24 protein-coding genes are annotated in these 16,409 nt (G+C 68.0%); 22 read left to right on the forward strand and 2 right to left on the reverse strand.

The features are described 5' to 3' along the window. Positions 1-160: 160 nt before the first annotated feature. The 17 genes from E0L36_RS26595 (at position 161) to E0L36_RS26670 (ending at position 11,851) form a co-directional block, all read left to right on the forward strand. The gene (locus tag E0L36_RS26595; protein ID WP_180931889.1) at positions 161-904 is read left to right on the forward strand and encodes a hypothetical protein; all 744 of its coding nucleotides are present in this window, start codon (positions 161-163) and stop codon (positions 902-904) included. Between the two features lie 83 nt (positions 905-987). Further along, a complete protein-coding gene (locus E0L36_RS28625; protein ID WP_180931890.1) occupies positions 988-1,512 on the forward strand; it encodes an MT-A70 family methyltransferase in 525 nt (174 codons plus the stop codon). Positions 1,513-1,609: 97 nt separating this feature from the next. Next, positions 1,610-1,885 carry a hypothetical protein gene (locus E0L36_RS26605; RefSeq protein WP_308416958.1) on the forward strand — a complete coding sequence of 92 codons (276 nt, stop codon included), beginning with the start codon at positions 1,610-1,612 and terminating at the stop codon, positions 1,883-1,885. After that, positions 1,885-2,082, forward strand: a complete 198-nt coding sequence (locus tag E0L36_RS26610) for a hypothetical protein (protein WP_180931892.1) — start codon at positions 1,885-1,887, stop codon at positions 2,080-2,082. The genes E0L36_RS26605 and E0L36_RS26610 overlap by 1 nt, the downstream gene beginning before the upstream one ends. Positions 2,083-2,257: 175 nt before the next feature. After that, positions 2,258-2,452, forward strand: a complete 195-nt coding sequence (locus tag E0L36_RS26615; RefSeq protein WP_219637143.1) for a hypothetical protein — start codon at positions 2,258-2,260, stop codon at positions 2,450-2,452. Then, positions 2,449-2,850: a hypothetical protein gene (locus E0L36_RS26620; RefSeq protein ID WP_180931893.1), complete on the forward strand. Its 402-nt coding sequence runs from the start codon at positions 2,449-2,451 to the stop codon at positions 2,848-2,850. Before E0L36_RS26615 ends, E0L36_RS26620 begins: the two co-directional genes overlap by 4 nt. 109 nt (positions 2,851-2,959) lie before the next feature. After that, positions 2,960-5,395 carry a phage/plasmid primase, P4 family gene (locus tag E0L36_RS26625; RefSeq protein WP_180931894.1) on the forward strand — a complete coding sequence of 812 codons (2,436 nt, stop codon included), beginning with the start codon at positions 2,960-2,962 and terminating at the stop codon, positions 5,393-5,395. A gap of 86 nt (positions 5,396-5,481) precedes the next feature. Continuing rightward, positions 5,482-7,338, forward strand: coding sequence for a DNA polymerase (locus E0L36_RS26630; RefSeq protein ID WP_180931895.1), 1,857 nt, complete (start codon positions 5,482-5,484; stop codon positions 7,336-7,338). A gap of 736 nt (positions 7,339-8,074) precedes the next feature. Beyond that, on the forward strand, positions 8,075-9,457 hold the full coding sequence (locus E0L36_RS26635; protein WP_180931896.1) for a sigma-70 family RNA polymerase sigma factor: 1,383 nt from the start codon (positions 8,075-8,077) through the stop codon (positions 9,455-9,457). 112 nt (positions 9,458-9,569) lie between these two features. Then, positions 9,570-9,695 carry a hypothetical protein gene (locus E0L36_RS28110; RefSeq protein WP_258016638.1) on the forward strand — a complete coding sequence of 42 codons (126 nt, stop codon included), beginning with the start codon at positions 9,570-9,572 and terminating at the stop codon, positions 9,693-9,695. A gap of 68 nt (positions 9,696-9,763) precedes the next feature. Then, entirely contained in the window at positions 9,764-9,994 is a 231-nt protein-coding gene (locus E0L36_RS26640; RefSeq protein WP_180931897.1) for an HNH endonuclease, read from the forward strand. 29 nt (positions 9,995-10,023) lie between these two features. Further along, positions 10,024-10,206 carry a hypothetical protein gene (locus E0L36_RS26645; RefSeq protein ID WP_180931898.1) on the forward strand — a complete coding sequence of 61 codons (183 nt, stop codon included), beginning with the start codon at positions 10,024-10,026 and terminating at the stop codon, positions 10,204-10,206. Positions 10,207-10,291: 85 nt separating this feature from the next. Then, positions 10,292-10,567, forward strand: coding sequence for a hypothetical protein (locus tag E0L36_RS26650; protein ID WP_180931899.1), 276 nt, complete (start codon positions 10,292-10,294; stop codon positions 10,565-10,567). A gap of 2 nt (positions 10,568-10,569) precedes the next feature. Continuing rightward, positions 10,570-10,956 carry a hypothetical protein gene (locus E0L36_RS26655; RefSeq protein ID WP_180931900.1) on the forward strand — a complete coding sequence of 129 codons (387 nt, stop codon included), beginning with the start codon at positions 10,570-10,572 and terminating at the stop codon, positions 10,954-10,956. 17 nt (positions 10,957-10,973) lie between these two features. After that, on the forward strand, positions 10,974-11,207 hold the full coding sequence (locus E0L36_RS26660) for a hypothetical protein (protein ID WP_219637144.1): 234 nt from the start codon (positions 10,974-10,976) through the stop codon (positions 11,205-11,207). Positions 11,208-11,393: 186 nt separating this feature from the next. Next, positions 11,394-11,651, forward strand: a complete 258-nt coding sequence (locus tag E0L36_RS26665) for a hypothetical protein (RefSeq protein WP_180931902.1) — start codon at positions 11,394-11,396, stop codon at positions 11,649-11,651. Between the two features lie 14 nt (positions 11,652-11,665). After that, complete coding sequence (locus E0L36_RS26670; protein WP_180931903.1) at positions 11,666-11,851, forward strand: hypothetical protein; 186 nt, start codon at positions 11,666-11,668, stop codon at positions 11,849-11,851. A 58-nt stretch (positions 11,852-11,909) separates the two neighbouring features. Here E0L36_RS26670 and E0L36_RS26675 read toward each other — a convergent pair whose 3' ends face one another. Then, positions 11,910-12,833 (reverse strand): hypothetical protein, encoded by a 924-nt coding sequence (locus E0L36_RS26675; protein ID WP_180931904.1) that lies wholly within the window; start codon positions 12,831-12,833, stop codon positions 11,910-11,912. A 383-nt stretch (positions 12,834-13,216) separates the two neighbouring features. On the opposite strand from E0L36_RS26675, the gene E0L36_RS26680 reads away from it, so the two are divergent. From E0L36_RS26680 to E0L36_RS26700, 5 genes are all read left to right on the forward strand, one after another. Further along, positions 13,217-13,384, forward strand: a complete 168-nt coding sequence (locus tag E0L36_RS26680; protein WP_180931905.1) for a hypothetical protein — start codon at positions 13,217-13,219, stop codon at positions 13,382-13,384. Positions 13,385-13,386: 2 nt separating this feature from the next. After that, on the forward strand, positions 13,387-13,557 hold the full coding sequence (locus tag E0L36_RS26685; protein ID WP_180931906.1) for a hypothetical protein: 171 nt from the start codon (positions 13,387-13,389) through the stop codon (positions 13,555-13,557). Positions 13,558-13,690: 133 nt separating this feature from the next. Then, on the forward strand, positions 13,691-14,194 hold the full coding sequence (locus E0L36_RS26690; protein WP_180931907.1) for a hypothetical protein: 504 nt from the start codon (positions 13,691-13,693) through the stop codon (positions 14,192-14,194). Between the two features lie 95 nt (positions 14,195-14,289). Next, positions 14,290-14,946 carry a bifunctional 2-polyprenyl-6-hydroxyphenol methylase/3-demethylubiquinol 3-O-methyltransferase UbiG gene (locus E0L36_RS26695; protein WP_180931908.1) on the forward strand — a complete coding sequence of 219 codons (657 nt, stop codon included), beginning with the start codon at positions 14,290-14,292 and terminating at the stop codon, positions 14,944-14,946. Between the two features lie 161 nt (positions 14,947-15,107). Then, positions 15,108-15,401, forward strand: coding sequence for a hypothetical protein (locus tag E0L36_RS26700; RefSeq protein WP_180931909.1), 294 nt, complete (start codon positions 15,108-15,110; stop codon positions 15,399-15,401). A gap of 68 nt (positions 15,402-15,469) precedes the next feature. Here E0L36_RS26700 and E0L36_RS28115 read toward each other — a convergent pair whose 3' ends face one another. Then, positions 15,470-16,318 carry a DUF2637 domain-containing protein gene (locus E0L36_RS28115; RefSeq protein WP_180931910.1) on the reverse strand — a complete coding sequence of 283 codons (849 nt, stop codon included), beginning with the start codon at positions 16,316-16,318 and terminating at the stop codon, positions 15,470-15,472. Between the last annotated feature and the right edge of the window lie 91 nt (positions 16,319-16,409).

Genomic DNA, 16,409 nt, shown 5'->3' on the forward strand with positions numbered 1-16,409 from the left:
AAAGAGCGTGGCCAAAGGCCCGGCCCTCTTCGGAGGGTCGGGCCTTTCGCGTGTCAGGGGCCAGGTCAGAGCGACCGTACGGCCCCCACAGAACCAGGGTGAGCGAGGCACTGGGCCTCAGCTCCTCACGCTTCAAGCGCTCTCCCAAGGAGTTCACGCCATGGCCCGCACCCTTCGCATCCTGGACGCCGACCCGGAGTCCCGCCCCAAGGTTCACAGTTCGGACTTCGTCGGCCGCTTCCGGGCCGGTATGCAGCTCAACAACCGCCCCGTGTCCCTGTCGGAGTGGAGGATCACCACTGGTGACCCGGAGGTGGCCAAGGCCGTGAGCGAACTATTCGGCGGCACGCCGGAGGAGTGGGAGACCACGAAGGAGGACGGCCTCCAGATCCTGACCGACCGCGACTCTGTGAAGGTCGTCGTGGACGGCCCGGACTCCGTGACCTTCCGCATGGCCCTGTACGGCATGCAGGGCAAACCCACCCACGCATGCGACGGGGTGGAGTTCATCGACTCGGATGACCCCCGCTTCGGCCAGCCCTGTGGCTGCCCGACAGCGCTGGCGGAGCGCAAGGCAGCCGCGAAGGCCGGATACGGCCCGAAGCCGGACCAGCGCATCACCTTCCGCCTGGCGGATGACCCGGAGCTGGGCAAGTTCCGGCTCATGACCGGCTCCTGGGAGTTCATGAAGTCCATCGAGCGCGTGTGGTCCGACCTGGAGGCCGTGGGCGGCCCGGCGCTCTGCACGCTGAAGCTGGAGCTGGTGGAGTTCACCACGAAGTCCGGCATTGCCGTGAGCTACCGGAAGCCGGTCCTTCAGGTCCACGGGCGCGTCCCGGAGGACGTGGACGCCGTTCTCCCGTCCCTGTCCAAGGTCGTCCAGGACGATGACCTCCCCTTCTGAGCGGAGCCCCTGGCCCGGTCCTCTTCGGAGGGTCGGGCCCCGGGTGGGTGTAGAGCCTGCTCCGGTATGGACCGAGGAGAACCGTGTACAAGACGATAGTCGCTGACCCGCCGTGGCCCAGCATGCATCAACGATCGACATACCACCGTGGTAAGCCTGAGCGTCATTACGGGACCATGTCTCTGGATGCCATTCTCTCTATGCGGGTGTCTGACGTGGCAGAGGAGAGCGCTCATCTTTGGGTATGGGGCGTGAATCGCCTCATGGCGGATGCCTATGCAGCGGTGGAAGCGTGGGGGTTCACGCCTATGTCCTTGCTGACGTGGTGTAAGCCGGGCCCTGGAATGGGCTATTACCTGCGTACCAACACTGAGCACTGCATTTTTGCCACGCGAGGGCGACCCATGGTGCCGGATGAAAAGATCATGTCGTCCTGGTTTCAGTGGCCGAGGCGCCGCCATTCTGAGAAACCTCCGGAATTCTTCGATCTGGTCGAGAAGATCAGCCCCGGGCCCCGACTGGAGATCTTCTCTCGGCAAGGGCGACCGGGGTGGGACGCCTGGGGAGATGAGGCTCCGAACTCCGTGCATCTTCCGCTTCTGGCGTGAGTCGAAGGCCCTGTCCTCTTCGGAGGGTGGGGCCTTCCGGCGTGCCGGGATGAGCCCGGAGGTCAAGAGTGAGGAGAAGGCCATGAAGCGAGGGTCCGTGAGCGACTTCACCGGGGCGGAGGTCCGGGTGGGAGACACCATCGTGTGGGCTGCCCGCCTGGCGAACTTGACGCGCATGACGGAAGGCGAAGTGGTAGACGTGTCCACGGAACTGGTCAAGGGCCGTGTCCTTCCGGTCATCAAGGCCCGCCCGACGGGCCGATACTCCGGCTTCATCGCACGCACGTCGGGGGCCATCGCCACCATCCGGTCAGAGCACTGGGTGGTCACGGTGCCGGTGGAGATGAAGGAGAAGGCGGGGGTGGCGGCCTGATGGAGAGGTTCCTGACCTTCGTCTTGGCGTCCCTCCTGGTCCTGGGTGTCCTGTCGACCCAGAGCGCGCTGGTCATGGTGCTCATCGGCTGGTGGCATGACATCCGCCCGGCGGTCCCGCCGATTGGCTTCGTGGAGAGCTTCATCCTGGTGGGCATATCCCAGTTCGTTGTCCCTACCCGCACGCGGACCGCGTGACCTGAACGACCGTGTGGCCCGGTCCCTCTGCGGAGGGGTCGGGCCCTTCGTCGTGCCCGCACCCGGCGAGTAGAGGAGACGACGTCATGCCGTGCAGCGACGGAAACCCCCACGGCCCCCACGACTGGGGGGACGAGACCATGACCCGCCACCAGTGCCCGGGGAGGAGCTGACCTTGGCCGCCATCATCGTGGGCATCCGCCTGGAGTCGGCCCCGGCCCTTGGGGACGTGCGCCAGCTCCCGGCGGGGTCCTGGATCTACGTCTTCCCCAACGCCAAGGAGCGCCCGGACTGGGCCCGCTACCTGGACGCCATCACGTCGGCCGTGGCTGGCGGGTCGTCCGTTTCTTGGCTGGAGGGCGCAACGTGAGTAACCCCAACAAGGCCAAGGGCACGGCCCATGAGACGGCCGTCCGGCACTACCTGAACGACGTCCTGGGCCAGTACCGGGACGACTGGAAAGAGGCGGGCTACCCCTGGCGGGACCCCCGCGATCCGAACAACGTCACGCGCCCGGCCCAGACCGGTGTGAAGGACGTCGGGGACCTCCACGCGTGGCCCGCCGTGCTGGAGTGCAAGGCGGAGAAGGAGTTCCGACTCCCGGCGTACGTCGCCCAGGCCAACAAGGAGGCCCGCAACGCCGGGTTCCCCTTGGGCGTGGCCGTGGTGAAGGCGCCCCGGAAGAACATCAAGGACGCCTACGTGGTCATGGACCTGGAGACGTTCGCCCAGGTCCTCCGCCAGCTCAGGGAGGGTGCCACCTGGTGACCTGAGCCCGCACGCGAACAACAGGCCCGAACCCGAGGGGGGCGGACCGTACGGCCCCCACAGACAGGGACCGGGCGGTTCGGCCCCCTTTTCGCGTGAGGAGACCCCAGTGAACAAGAACTTGTCTGAGTTCCTGACCCGCTTCCCGGAGGTTGTGGAGGAGCGTGGGGAGTACGGCGTCCCGTGCGTGGCTCACAACGACCACCGGCCCAGCCTGTTCTTCCGGCTGAAGGAGGACGGCCGTCTCCTGATCCGTTGCTGGGCAGGGTGCGACCAGGCCGACATCCTGGCGGGCCTGGGCATGGGCCGGGGAGACCTCTTCGACTGGGTTCCTGGCGACGGGGTCAAGGTGTCGGGGAAGCCGGTGGCCGGGGGCCTGGCGCCGGGTGACCTGGCGGGCCTGGCCATGTACGTGGATGACTGCAACATCCGGTTCCCGGGGAGCCGGGAGGCCGTGGCGTACGTGGCCGACCGGTTCGGCCTGGGCCTGGAGAAGGCCGTGGACATGGGCCTGGGCTTCGACTCCCCGGCCGAAGAGTCCGCGTTCCCCTACCGGGGACCGGCCTTCCGCCAGTTCCCCCGGCTGACCGTGCCGCTGAACAACTTCGACGGGTTCCCGCGCGGGCTCCAGGGCCGTGACCTCTCCGGGCACTGCCCGTCCCGCTGGTTGTCCCTGACCTCCCCGGAGGGGTCGGCCTGGGCGAAGTACGGCGTGTTCCGTGCCAACTCCGGGTTCGACACGCTTCTGATCACGGAGGGGCCGGGCGACGCGCTGACGGCCGTGGGTGTCGGGTACGACGCCGTGGCGGTCCGTGGCGCCGGACTGGCCCGGAACGCCGGGCTGATCGAAGAACTGGCCAGGGGCCTTGGGGATCGGGACGTGGTCCTGGCCGGTGACCGGGACAACGCCGGAGCGGCCTTCACGGGTGCCCTGGCGGACGCTCTGGTCCGCGCCGGGGTCATGGTGCGGAAGCTGGAGATTCCGGCCGCTGGGGACGACCTGACGGACTGGAGGGCCCGGGACACCGACGCCTTCCCCGGAGAGCTTCACGCGGCCGTGAGGCGGGCCCCTCTGCACCTCGTGGACCCGACCCCGGAACATGTTCCGGATCCCCAGGAGGTCCCGAAGGAGGAGAAGTCGAAGGCTCTACCCCTGACGGACCTGGGCAACGCAGAGCGGTTGTTCCTCCAGCTTGGCGGCCACGTCCGCATGGTGCCGGGCGCTGGCGTGTTCAAGTGGACCGGGAAGAACTGGACCCAGGTCCCCCAGGAAGCGCTGTACGCCGACGTGCGCGCGGTCATCAAGGGCATTCTGAGGGAGGAGGACCACGACCAAGACAAGCTGAACAAGCACTGGGCGGCCAGCCAGGACGCGCGCAAGGTGAAGGCCATGGTGGACATGCTGTCGTCCATCCCCGGTGTGTACGCGACCGCGGACCAGTTCGACGCGACCCCGTACCTGATGTCTTTCCGGAACGTGGTGGTGGACCTCCGGGACGGATCGTTCCGGGAGCACCGGCCGGAGGATATGAACACGTTCTTCATCGACGTGGACTACAAGCCGGAGGCGAAGGCGGAGCGCTGGGAGAGGTTCCTTCGGGAGTGCCACCCGGGTTGCGACTCCATGCCGGGGTTCCTCCAGGAGCTGACCGGCTACGGCATCACCGGGTACGGCGTGGAACGGATCTTCGTCATGCACGTGGGCCCGACGACAAACGGGAAGACCACGTTCACGGCGACGGTGGAGGACGTGTTCAAGGCCGCCACGAAGCGGGCGGACGCCGCACTGTTCCAGCGTCGCCGGGAGTCCGGCGGCCCCCGGGCCGACGTCGTGGGCCTTCGGGGTAGGCGGCTGGTCATCTCCTCCGAGTGGCCCGCGAACATGCCGCTGGACCAGGCCCTGATGAAGGCCGTCACGGGTGACCAGAACATCACGGCGCGCGGGGTCTACGCGAAGACGGAGATCACGTTCAAACCCGTGTGCCTGGTCCAGGTCGACACCAACTACGTGCCCGAAGTCGACCCGACGGACGCCGCCCTGTGGCAGAGGGTCAGGGTCGTGCCCTGGAACGAAGACTTCCGGAGCCGGGAGGACCGCCACCTCCAGGCGACCCTTCGCCAGGAGCGGGAGGGAATCGCGGCCTGGGCCGTGGCTGGCGCCGTGGCCTGGTACCGGAAGTACGAGAACGGCCAGGGGCTGGACTTCCCGGAGGCCGTGGAGAAGCGCACCGCCCACTACCGGGACAGCTCCCATCCGCTGAGCGGGTTCATTGGGGAGGAGTTCGAGGTGGAGGAGGGAGCGTTCGTCCCGAAGGCGGAGACGTGGACCCGGTATCAGACGTGGGCGGAGGAGTGCGGCATCCGGCACACCATGACCCGGAACAAGTTCTACGACGCCGTACGCACCTTCCCCGGCGTGATGGAGGGCCAGGGGACCGGGGCGGAGAAGGGCAAGCGCGGGTTCCGCAACCTGGCTGACGTGAAGGCCGTACGGCCCCCACAGAACGCGTCTGAGTCGGACGTGTTCGGTCAGCCGCGCGCATGAGCGCATGACCTGAAGGGGTCCGCCCGGGAGACCGGAGCGGGCCCCTTCGTCATGTCCGCCTCTCGGTCCGAGAGGAGACACACGACGTGCGTACGTATCGCGGGGAGTTGGGCGGGCGGCCCTGGGTCGGCTACGCCCTGGAGACCACGGACGACATCGCCTACGCCTGGCGGTGGCTGAAGGACAACCAGCCCCGGGCCATGGCGCTGGACACGGAGACCGACGGCCTTCACACCTTCAGCGGGGACGGGCTCCGGCTGGTCCAGTTCGGAACGGAGGACGTGGCGTTCGTGGTGCCGGTGGAGCGGGGCCGGGCCTTCCAGGAGTTCGCGGCCGACATCGTCCGGAAGGTGCCGGAGCTGGTCATCCACAATGCCGCCTTCGACCTTCTGGTGTTGGGCGAACATCTGAAGGTCAAGGTGGAGGAGTTGGAGGGAAAGACGGTTGACACGAAGATCCTGGCTCATCTGGTCGACAGCCGCCAGGACTTTGAAGGGGGCGTAGGCACGTCCCTGAAGCCGTTGTCCGCCTGGTACATCGACCCGGCGGCCCCCGACACCCAGTCCGGCCTGACGGCGGAGTTCCGGAAGATCGGGCACACGAAGGCCACCGGTTGGCGCCACATCCCATACGAGAACGACACGTACGCGGAGTACGCGGCCCTGGACGTGATCCTGACCTCCCGCATCCGGCCCATCCTGGAGGCGGAGCTGGTGAAGCACGGCATTCCGGAGCGGCTGGTGGCGTACGAACACCGACTGATGGCCATCTGTGCGCGCATCGAGCGCCGGGGGATGCTCCTGGACGTGGAATACACGGAGGGCCTGGTGGACCGGCTCCAGGAGGACGCCGAACGCCACGCACGGGTTGCCCAGCGCTACGGCGTGGAGAACCTGAACTCCACGCGCCAGGTAGCCGAAGCCCTTCAGGGAATGGGGGAGACCCTGACCGAGACCACACCGTCCGGGGCCCTGGCCGTCGGGAAGGAGGTCCTTCTCCCGCTGGCAGACCTTGACGGGAAGTGGCAGCCGATGGGGGTCCGGAAGGCCAACCCGCTGGCGGATGCCGTGCTCCGGTCGAAACGGGCCGCGAAGTGGCGGAAGTCCTACGCCGTGGCCATGTTGGAGAACCGGGACGCGGAGGACCGGGTCCACCCGAAGACGAACACCCTGGGCGCCAAGACGGGCCGGGCGTCGGTCTCGGACCCGCCGCTCCAGCAACTCCCGTCGAAGGGCTGGGAGATCCGGCGTTGCATCGTGGCCGACCCCGGGGAGCTGTATTTCTCCGTGGACCAGTCCTCCGTGGAGCTGGTGGTCCTGGCGGCCCTGTCGGGGGATCAGGCGATGTGCGATGCCGTCCGCTCCGGCCGGAACCTCCACGACTACACGGCCACGCTGATGTTCGGGAAGGACTTCACCGAGTACCAGCGGGGCCTGGCGAAGATCGGGGGCCTGGGGGCGTCGTACCAGGGCGGCCCGGCGGCCCTGTCGAAGATGACCGGCCTCCCGGAACCGGAGATGCGCGACGTCATGCGCCGGTACATGCGGGCGTACCCGACGCTGAAGCCGTGGTTCAAGGGCCTACAGCGCCAGGCCCTGGCGAACGGGTGCGAGATCCGAACTCCGTCCGGCCGTCGGCTGGTTCTGGACCGTGACCGGCTCTACAAGGCCGTGGCGTACGTCTGCCAGTCGACGGCCCGGGACACGATGGGCCAGGCCCTGGTGGACCTGGACGACAAGGGCCTGACGCCGTATCTGACCTCCTGGATTCACGACGAAGTCATTGGCACTGCCCCGGAGTCGGAGGTGGGGGAGGTGGCCCAGGAGGTGGCCCGCACGGTCCAGATGGAGCTGTACGGCGTGCCCATCAGCACTGACGCCGACGTGTATGGGAAGTCCTGGGCGAATGGTTACAAGCTCCCGCCGGAGTGGCATGTGAAGTGATTTCCCGTCATGTGCTGCTGAAATAGGTCACGTTCGGATCACGGTGTCACGGGCCCCGGTGTATCGAAGCGTGAGACGGCCGTCTCCCTTCGGGTTGGGGGCCGGGCCCTGACCTGGACGAAGTGTGTGTGGCTGCCCATCAGTGTGATGTCTCTGTGAAGGGCATGGGATATTTCCGTGTCCTTGCGACCGTCGCGGGTTCATGCTGTACTCCGTTCAACGGTGAACAACTCGCCGTGACAACGCCTTTGAAAGAGAGGTGATGAGCCCATGCCTTCCTGGATTGTCAAGCGTGGCCGGGCCCGTGACCTCCATACATTCGCTTCCCCCTCCTAGGCGTTCGACCCGCCAGAGGAACCGGGAAGCCCTTGCGCTCCAGTTCACCGGAGAGCGCGTTACTGCCCAACCCCCGTGTGTGCACCGGGGTCTTCACATCTCATCCCCAGTCAGGGCCCGGTAACCGGCGGCCCCTGTCCTACTCACTCCACGGTTCGCGCGGCCCCGGCGGGGTGGTCGCTTGGTGCCCCATTCCCCGCTCCGAGCGGGCCGAGTGAATCCCCCCCCTGTCCAGCGCGTGACGCGCGGCTCCAAGTGGGCCGCGTGGCGATGACGCACGCCTGATTACCCCTCAGTGACCCCGGAACATGTTCCGGCCCCTCTGCCCCTGCCATAACTCCGCCCTTCGATTCGAACGGGTGTTCGAGAGGCGGGGCTCCACCTCAAGGGAGCACCCCCAATGAGCAAGCTGTCTGCCGCCACGATCCAGGCCGCTCAGTCCGGTGACGACGCAGCCCAGACCACCGTTTACGAAAGCGTCCGCCCGATGCTCCGCGCCATCGCTGCGGAGTTCGCGGAGAACAGCCAGGACCTGGTGGAGCTGGAAGGGGAGGGCGCCCTCTCCCTGATGGTCCACCTGGGCGGGTACAAGGTCGGGGCGAAAGCGGCCCTGACCACATACCTGAACCCCCGCATCCGTCAGGACGTGCGGAACCACCACTTCGCCAGCCGCTCCGGGGGAACGATGGACGGGGACATGTACGCGGAGTACAACCGCGTGGCCGGACGCATCCACGGAGAGATCCGCGAAGAGCGGAGCCAGGGCGGGGAGTTGGTCCGGGATGGTGAGGTCCACGACCGGATGAAGTCGGCCCTTATGAACCTCCCGGGCAAGCACGCATGGTCGGAGGACCGGTTCCTGGCGGCCCACGACCTGGTCCACCTGGGCACTCAGTCCCTGGAGGAAGAGGACGAGAACGGGGAGGAGTTCGGCGGCTCTGTCATCGACCCGAACGGCCACGGTGACCCGGAGACCATGATCCTGACGGACGACCAGGTCCGCGCCCGGGGTGTGCGCCAGTCGAAGCGGGCTCTGGTAGAGGAGATGCTGGAGACCCTGACTGACCGCCAGGTGGCCGTGGTTGCCCTCTCCTTCGGCATCGACCAGACCCCGGGTCAGTACGTCCACGGCATCACGGAGGGCCGCGCGGCGGGCTCCAGCTCCATGCCGGAAGAGCGGTTCGGGTTCTCCACCGACCGCACCACGGACGACGACCTGGCGGACCTCCTGGGGATCAGCCGGGCGTCCGTCCGGGCCCGCCGGAAGGAGGCCCTGGACAAGCTCCGGAAGCTCTTCGGGGACCGTGAGTACCCGACCCGCACGGCGGGCCGCCTGACCCCGGCGGAGGAGACCGTGAAGGAGGCCGTGGAGTCCGGCGACTACGTCCGGGCGAAGTTCTTCGACGGTCCCGAACACGTGGATGTGATGCTCCAGGCGTTCAACTCCGAAGGCGACATTGCGGAGATCTATCTTCCCGGGTACCGCGCGGCAGAGCTGGGCCTGGTGGAGGGGGAGACCGTGGAGTTCCCCGTCCCGGAGGCACCGGAGGCGTACACGTACCTCCGCCTTTTCGGGGACGCCCAGATCCCGGCGGACTCCGACGTGTTCGACGTGGGCCACGCCATCGTCTCCGGCATCGACCAGGGCCCCGGCTCCTTCGACGTGAAGACCACGAAGGGCTCCCCCGTCGGCCCTGCCGCCGGGGTCGACTACTCCGCCCCGCTCTGGGAGGTCCCGTCTCTGGACCGCTTCCACTTCCTGGGCCGACGCGCCCAGAGCTGAACCGGTCCTGGGTCGGGTCCTTCGGGGCCCGGCCCGCACCGTACGGCCCCCACAGAGACCAGGTGAGCCGGACCGACCGGCGTCCCTGGAGGGGAGACCGATGGAGTACACGGTGAAGACTCGGCGCCTGGCCGCCGACCTGACGGAGTTCACCACCCTGGACGCCCGGGGACAGACCGTTTCCACGGTCCGCATGCCCCGAACGAAGGCCATCACGCTGGGAATCATCGCCCGATGACGGCGCCCCGGAGGAGGCGGAGCGGGTGGGCCCGACGCCCACTCCCTCCGCGTCCCCGGGCCCAGCCCATGGCACGACCCGACCCCTACGACCGGGGCACAGTCCTGGCCCGCTGGTCCGGCTGTGCGTACTGCCTGGGCCCGGCGGAGGAGCTTGACCACGTCCACCCGGTGAGCGCCGGAGGCCGGGACGTGGAGTCGAACCTGGTCGGCGTCTGCCGTCAGTGCAACGCGGCCAAGTCGGACCAGTCCCTGGCGGATTGGGCTCTGGACCGTACGGCCCCCACAGAGACCAGGTGAGCCGGACCGACCGGCGAGAGGAGCCCCTGATGAGCAAGAGAGTTTTCCCCAGCCTGGACGGCCTGGACAACGGAGAGGCCCCGGTCCTGGGCATCGTGGAGACACACGCCCTGTCGGACCTGGACATCCGACTCCCGAACGGCTTCGTGTGCGAGACGGAGCCCGCCGAAGAGCCCGGCACTGTGGCGGACCTCTTCGACCCCTACGACTGACCCCCGCCGCTGGCCCTGTCCTCTTCGGAGGGTGGGGCCTTCCGGCGTGCCGGGATGAGCCCGGTATCCAAGAGGGGAGACCACCGTGACCTTCCGACAGACGCGCGAAGTCCGGGCCGACATCAGCGGCACGACCGGGCGTGTACGGGCCTGGACCTCCGAACAGGAGCCGGGCGTCATCAGCCTGGCGGTTCCGGCGGACCGGGCCCAGATCACCCCGGCCGATGCGCGGGCCCTGGCTCAGTGGCTGGAGGACCAGGCGGACGCCGCCGACCGTCGCGAATCCCCGCGCACCCTGAAATACACCGTGGACCGCGACTTCACGCGCTTCACCTCCGCCCGTACCAGCGTCTGGAGCTGACCATGAACGACGACTTCACCGCTTTCGTGGACGACCTGGACGACTCCGCAGAGCTGAGCGTCCACCGGGATGACGACATGGTGTCCATCGTCATCGCTGAGTCGGACGGGGAGCGGCCGGTGGACATCTGCCTGAATCCGGACACGGCCCGTCGGGTGGCCCGCGCTATCACCCTGACTTCCTTCCTGGCGGACGGGGAGGACGTGGCCGACCTGGAGGAGGAGCTGGGAGCCCAGGAGGAGCGGGAGCACCCGGACCACCCCATGTCCTGGCCGACCCCGGAGGAGCGACTGACGGCTTTCATCCGGGCCCGCGTGTTGGCAGGTCCCGACGCCTCCCTGGGGGACACGCTGGAGCTGGCCCGCTTCCTGGTGGGTGAGATCCTGTGAGGCCCCACTACAGGGTGGTGAAGACCAGCGCCACGGCGTACGCGTCGGTGCATCGCACGGGCGGGGCCGTCGTGATCCTGGAGACGGCCCGGGACGACGGGGCCGGTAGCTCCTCCACGGAGACCGCGTGTCTCCCGCCGGGCCTGGCGCGGGAGCTGGCCCATGCCCTCCTGGCGTCAGCAGACCAGACGGCGGAGTCGGAGGTAACCGACGACCCGGACCAGAACCCGGGTCAGTACCTGATGTTCTGAGTGCAAGTCCGGAACATGTTCCGGACTGGGGCCCTGTCTCTTCGGAGGTGGGGCCCTTTTCTCGTATCGAGAGTTGACCGACGCGGGTTCATGTCTACATACTGGACCTCTCGCCGCAAGGTGCGGCGGGGTGGAGGGGAGACCACGATGACCCGGAAGACCACGTTTGTTCACGAAGACGGCACTGTGTCCAGCCGGAATTCCAAGACGCGGGTCTACACCTGGGCAGTGGAGCAGAAGCGGAGGGCTCAGGAGCTGGTATCCGGCCCCCGGTACTCGTACTCCATCGCCCGCTGGTCGGAGAAGCGGGAGAGCGCGGAGAAGGCGCTGAACTCCCTTCGCTTCCTTCACTCCACTGTCCGTGTGGTGGAGGCCCAGGGGTACACGTGCGAGATCCGAAACCGGGCCGACGTGCTTACGAAGTACGCGAAGACGAACGGCTGAAGGGGTTCAGGGTCATGGCGGAGGGGCGGAAGATGAAGGTCCGCGTGGAGATCACGGTGGAGGTGGACCGGGAGGAGTGGTCCCTGGCGTATGGGGTGGAGGACAAGGCGGATGCCATCCGGGCGGACGTGAAGACGTACGTGGCCAACGGCATCGACGGAGCGTCGGACGCCCCGATCACGGTGGTTGACTGGAAGTAGTCTGCGGCCCTGGGCCCTGTTCTCCTTCGGGAGGCGGGGCCCTTCGTCGTTCCGGCCTTCAGCGGTTCGCCTCCGCCTCCGCCAGCGCGTCCCGGTGCTCCTTCGTCCACTCCGCCCCTTGTTGCTCAGGGGGCAGGCCCTGGAGCCCAGACCGGATGTGTTCGGCCGCCACGTCGTACTCCTTCAGGCCCAGGTGTGCCAGGCCCAGGTTCAACCGCTGGAACGTGGGCGTCAACCAGTACGCGGTCCCCGGTGGCTGGTCCTGGGCGGCGTCCTCCAAGTCCAGCGCTTGTTCCAGTAGGCGCCGGGCGTCGTCCGTCTGCCCCAACTCTCCCAGGCCCTGGGCTACCTGGGCAGCGTCCCCCATCCGCTGGGCCGGGTGCGCGCCGGGCGTGTGGTACGCGGCGCCGAACCACCGGACCATGGCCCTGGGGCTCCCTTGCTGCCTGGCGATGTACCCCCTGAAGTTGCATGCCTGGGCGGCCAGGGTGCCGCTCTCCGCTTCGTCGGCCAGCTCTGTGGCCTCCTGAAGGAACCGGACGGCCCGGTCATCGTTGCGGGCCGACGCGTGCAACCAACCGGAGAACTGCACGGACTCCGCCGCTACTTCGACCAGGGCCGCCCGGTGCGGTCCCCGTGTCTCCTTCAACAGGCCCAGCACTGTGTCCATTTGGGCCTCCGCGGGGGTGATGAGCGGGGCTGGCCCCATGACGTCGTCCAGTCTGCGCTGGGCGGCCAGAACGCCAGCCAGAGCCTTGACTGTCTGACCGTCGACCCGTGACGGGTTGGCGATGGCGCGCGTCACGCGCTCCGCCTCTTCCTCCGCCATGTCCAGGACCATCTTCGTCAGCTTGTCGCCCAGCGTCAGCAACTGATCCAGTGCTCCGGCCAGTTGGAGCGACGGGGGCTGTTTCCCGGACAGGACCCGGGACAGATAGGCGTGGTCGTAGTGGAGAGCCCGCGCGGCGGAACGGATCGACATGCGTCGATTCTTCAGAGCTGACCGCACGGTTTCCGTGAACTCCCCGGTGACTTCCATGTGGTCCAGGCTACCCGTCACCACCCAGTCACCATCCAGTCACCAGACGCGATTGCACATCGGGTGAAGACTCTCGTTGAGAACGGAAAGCACCCCCGCGCCGGGGCGAACCGGCCGGGGGCATGGACCACCTGAAGGAGCCAGGCAGCCATGCAGGAGCGTACGCGACAAACCCTCCAGGAAGTGGTGGATGCCGCCGACATCCCGCCAGGGTCGATGGCGTATCCACCGTGCCGGTGCGGGCGGCCGGAGTGCCGGGCCATCCTCCGAGAGGCCGTGAAGCGGGCCCAGGAGGTCAAGCTCAGGCGTCGGAGGGGGATGGCCCTGTGAGCATCCAACCGGAGTGCGAGACGTGCCGCTCCCTCCAGACCATGAAGGCCGACGCATCGGAGGTCTACGACATGTCGAAGTACACGGACGCCGTGGTCCTTCTGGAGCGTCATCTGGAGGAGAACCACCCGGGAGCCAACGCACCGGAGAAGGTGGGGCGTTGAGCATGCAGAAGTCACGGAAGCCGCGCGGCAACGCCCAGGGGACCAGCGTCTCCGCGAAGGACGACGCCGCCGCCCGGAGCCAGGCCCAGAAGCGGGCCGCCCTCCTGGACCGGATGTACCGGAGGAACCAGCCCCCAATCGACGGGGGACCACAGACTCCGCCCACGTCGTGAGGAACGGTGTCGGCGGAACGGCCCCCACTGGGTGATCCATCCCCCGTGAACGGCCCAGTGGGGGCACAACCCTCCTCACCCGATGGGGCGGGCCGACAGGAACACCGGAACGACAGCCAGCGAAGGGGACACGATGACGCTCACCCTTGAAAGTTCCGTGACCACCACCCGAACCCGAGACCCGAAGGCGTTGCTCAACGCCGTGGAGCCTCACCTCCAGCACCTGACCATCAACGTCCTGGACAGCGGGATGTCCATCTGGGATCGGGAGGTGGCGCTCCTCCTCCGGGACAACACCATGGTTCGCGACATGGCGGAACGGATCATGGGCCAGGCCGTGGCCTACACCGTGGCGACCATGGAGCACAAGGACGTTCACCTGGGCGTGGGCAAGCTGGTGGACATCGGCGTCCACCAGCTCATCCTGGACACGCCGGTCTACTTCGCCATGTGCGACCTGTACAACGGCGGGGCGTACCGGCATCACGCGCCGTTCATCGAGCGCCGGGGAGACGGCCTGTGCATCCGTACGGCGGACTTCCTCCGCTCGGACGGCTGGCCCGTCGATGAGGAACTGTGGGCCATCGACGGGGCGGACTGCTCTCCGTGCGACAACAAGTCACCCGACAGTCACTGAACCGCTACGGTTCGCCCCACTCAACCGCTACGGTGCCCCTGCCCTCTCCATGAGGGTAGGGGCGCCGCGCCGTACGACCATCGACAGAGGACGCCATGCCCGTACCCCATGACCTTGCCGCAGAGACCGAACTCTGGGACGCCTACGCGGAGTCCGCGTTCAAGGAGGACGCCGAACCCACGTTCAACTGGACCCAGTACGTAGGGCACGGACCGGGGCCGGAGCTACTGGGCGACCCGTCGACCGTGTTGGAGATCGGTTGCGGCACTGGCCGGGCGCTGGCGTATCTGGACAGCAGGGGTGTCAAGGCTCATGGCGTAGACCTGTCCCCGGTCATGGTCAAGAAGACCCGGGAGCGGTGGAGTGCGACCGGCGCCACGTTCGCTCACGGGGACGTCCTGGAGTACCTGGCGAAACACACGGACACGTACGACGCCGTGTTTTCGAAGTTCGGGGCGGCGTGGTTCGCGGACCCCGGGCGCCTCTTCCCGCTCGTACAGGCCCGGCTCAACCCCGGCGGCGTGTTCGTGTTCTCCCAGCCTCCCGCTATCCCGGGCGCCTACGGCCCACAGGGCATGTACAAAGGCGGGTTCGGGGGGAAGGCCATGTTCACCTACCGCTACAGCTTCCGGCCCCCGGTGTGGGAGCGGCTGCTGACCGGGGCCGGGTTCGCCAGCGCGTCGGCCAGGGTGATCGATGCTCCGTACGACGGCCACATTGGAACACTGATCGTGCGGGCCACGGTGGCGTGATGACTCCAGACCCGCGTCTGGTCACCTGTCCGGGGGCCCCGGCGACGTGACCACCTTGGCCGCCCCTGTGGCCGGACACCCCCAGCGTCCGGACACGGGGGCTTTCGTTGTGTCCGGAAAGTGGCCACTGGCCGGGCCACCGTGTCCGTACGCTGCTGTCCGTGACGGATCATCGACGCACAGACAACATCCGAACCGAAGTCGAGAACGACGGGGCGCCCAACCTGAGCGACGCGGAAGCGCGCGAACGCGTCCGGCCGTACCTGGAACCCAAGTTCGGGGAGCCCATCCGCCGGTTCTACGACACGGGGGAGATCACGGAGGGACTGATCCCGGCTCTGGGCGTGCGGTCCACGGACCTGGACGACCCGGAGGCGGAACGTCTCCTGGACGTCGTGTCGTACGTCAGGGACGCCGGAGAGCGTCCTCCGGTGACCGGCTGGGCCTCCCGGTAGGGAGACACGAAAAAGGGCCCCTACCGTCCCGCGAAGGGAGGGCAGGGGCCCAGGTGTGGGGTCGGCCGTCAGGCGGCTGTCGTGATGCCGACTCTCGACAGGTCCCGGCGACCGGTGCGGGTGCTGATCCCGCCGACGTGCGCCGCGTAGGTGGTGCCGTTGACGCTCTGACCGGAGTCCTCCAGGAAGCGGACGGCCGCCAGGATCTCCTCCAGTGTCCGGCCACGGCTGGCCGCCTTGCGCGGGGAGGGCTTGACCATGTCCACCACGTTGTCCGGAGCGTCGTCCGTCTCCTTCGTGGTGTCCGGCTCCGTGTCCGCCGAATCGGCGTCGGTGGCCACGCCCTCCAGCTCCGTGTCCGGCGTCGTGTCCGCCTCCGTGTCCGGCTGGTCGTCCAGGGTGGCCATGCGTTCCGCGGGCTCCTCGTTCCGCTGGGCCACGACGTACTGGGCGTTCTGGGCCGGGGCGTCCATGGCGACCACCCCGGGGGCCGGAGCCTTCGCCTTCGCCGGGGCGGTGACCATCACGTGAACCTGGCGCATGAGCGCACCGAAAGCCAGGAGGGCGGCCGTCGGCGGGACGGCAGCCACCACGTAGTCCAGGGTTGCGGCCTGGGTGCCGACCCCGGCGACGTTCAGGGCGATGGAGCCCAGGGAGCCCGCGACGGTCAAGCCGATGGCCCAGGGGTCGGTCTGCTGACGGAGGGCGGCCCGGAACATCAGGACCTCCCCGGCGACGATGAACAGATCCAGGGTGCCGGGCCAGGCCCAGCGGCGGACGGGCGAAGACCCCAGGCCGTACGTACCGGCGACGTCGGCCAGGTGCGCGTACGAGAGCCAGAAGGCTCCGGCGGTCAGGGCGATGATGACCCCCACGGCGACGTACAGCGCGGCGCGTTCGGCCTTGTGCGTGTCCATTCGGTGCTCCTCTTAGTGACGGGATGTCAGGAGCGTTCTGTGGGGGACGTACGCTCCTTGACCGTCGGGCACCGTTCTGTACTCTGAGTCG

It is taken from the genome of Streptomyces sp. AJS327 (assembly GCF_013450295.1).
GTDB lineage: Bacteria > Actinomycetota > Actinomycetes > Streptomycetales > Streptomycetaceae > Streptomyces.

Excerpts from the sequence above, each read along its gene's own strand:
- E0L36_RS26595 (WP_180931889.1), top strand. The coding sequence starts at position 161 with ATGGCCCGCACCCTTCGCATCCTGGACGCCGACCCGGAGTCCCGCCCC.
- E0L36_RS26610 (WP_180931892.1), top strand. The coding sequence starts at position 1,885 with ATGGAGAGGTTCCTGACCTTCGTCTTGGCGTCCCTCCTGGTCCTGGGT.
- E0L36_RS26635 (WP_180931896.1), top strand. The coding sequence starts at position 8,075 with ATGAGCAAGCTGTCTGCCGCCACGATCCAGGCCGCTCAGTCCGGTGAC.
- E0L36_RS26640 (WP_180931897.1), top strand. The coding sequence starts at position 9,764 with ATGGCACGACCCGACCCCTACGACCGGGGCACAGTCCTGGCCCGCTGG.
- E0L36_RS26645 (WP_180931898.1), top strand. The coding sequence starts at position 10,024 with ATGAGCAAGAGAGTTTTCCCCAGCCTGGACGGCCTGGACAACGGAGAG.
- E0L36_RS26655 (WP_180931900.1), top strand. The coding sequence starts at position 10,570 with ATGAACGACGACTTCACCGCTTTCGTGGACGACCTGGACGACTCCGCA.
- E0L36_RS26670 (WP_180931903.1), top strand. The coding sequence starts at position 11,666 with ATGGCGGAGGGGCGGAAGATGAAGGTCCGCGTGGAGATCACGGTGGAG.
- E0L36_RS26675 (WP_180931904.1), bottom strand. The coding sequence starts at position 12,833 with ATGTCGATCCGTTCCGCCGCGCGGGCTCTCCACTACGACCACGCCTAT.
- E0L36_RS26685 (WP_180931906.1), top strand. The coding sequence starts at position 13,387 with ATGCAGAAGTCACGGAAGCCGCGCGGCAACGCCCAGGGGACCAGCGTC.
- E0L36_RS26690 (WP_180931907.1), top strand. The coding sequence starts at position 13,691 with ATGACGCTCACCCTTGAAAGTTCCGTGACCACCACCCGAACCCGAGAC.
- E0L36_RS26695 (WP_180931908.1), top strand. The coding sequence starts at position 14,290 with ATGCCCGTACCCCATGACCTTGCCGCAGAGACCGAACTCTGGGACGCC.
- E0L36_RS28115 (WP_180931910.1), bottom strand. The coding sequence starts at position 16,318 with ATGGACACGCACAAGGCCGAACGCGCCGCGCTGTACGTCGCCGTGGGG.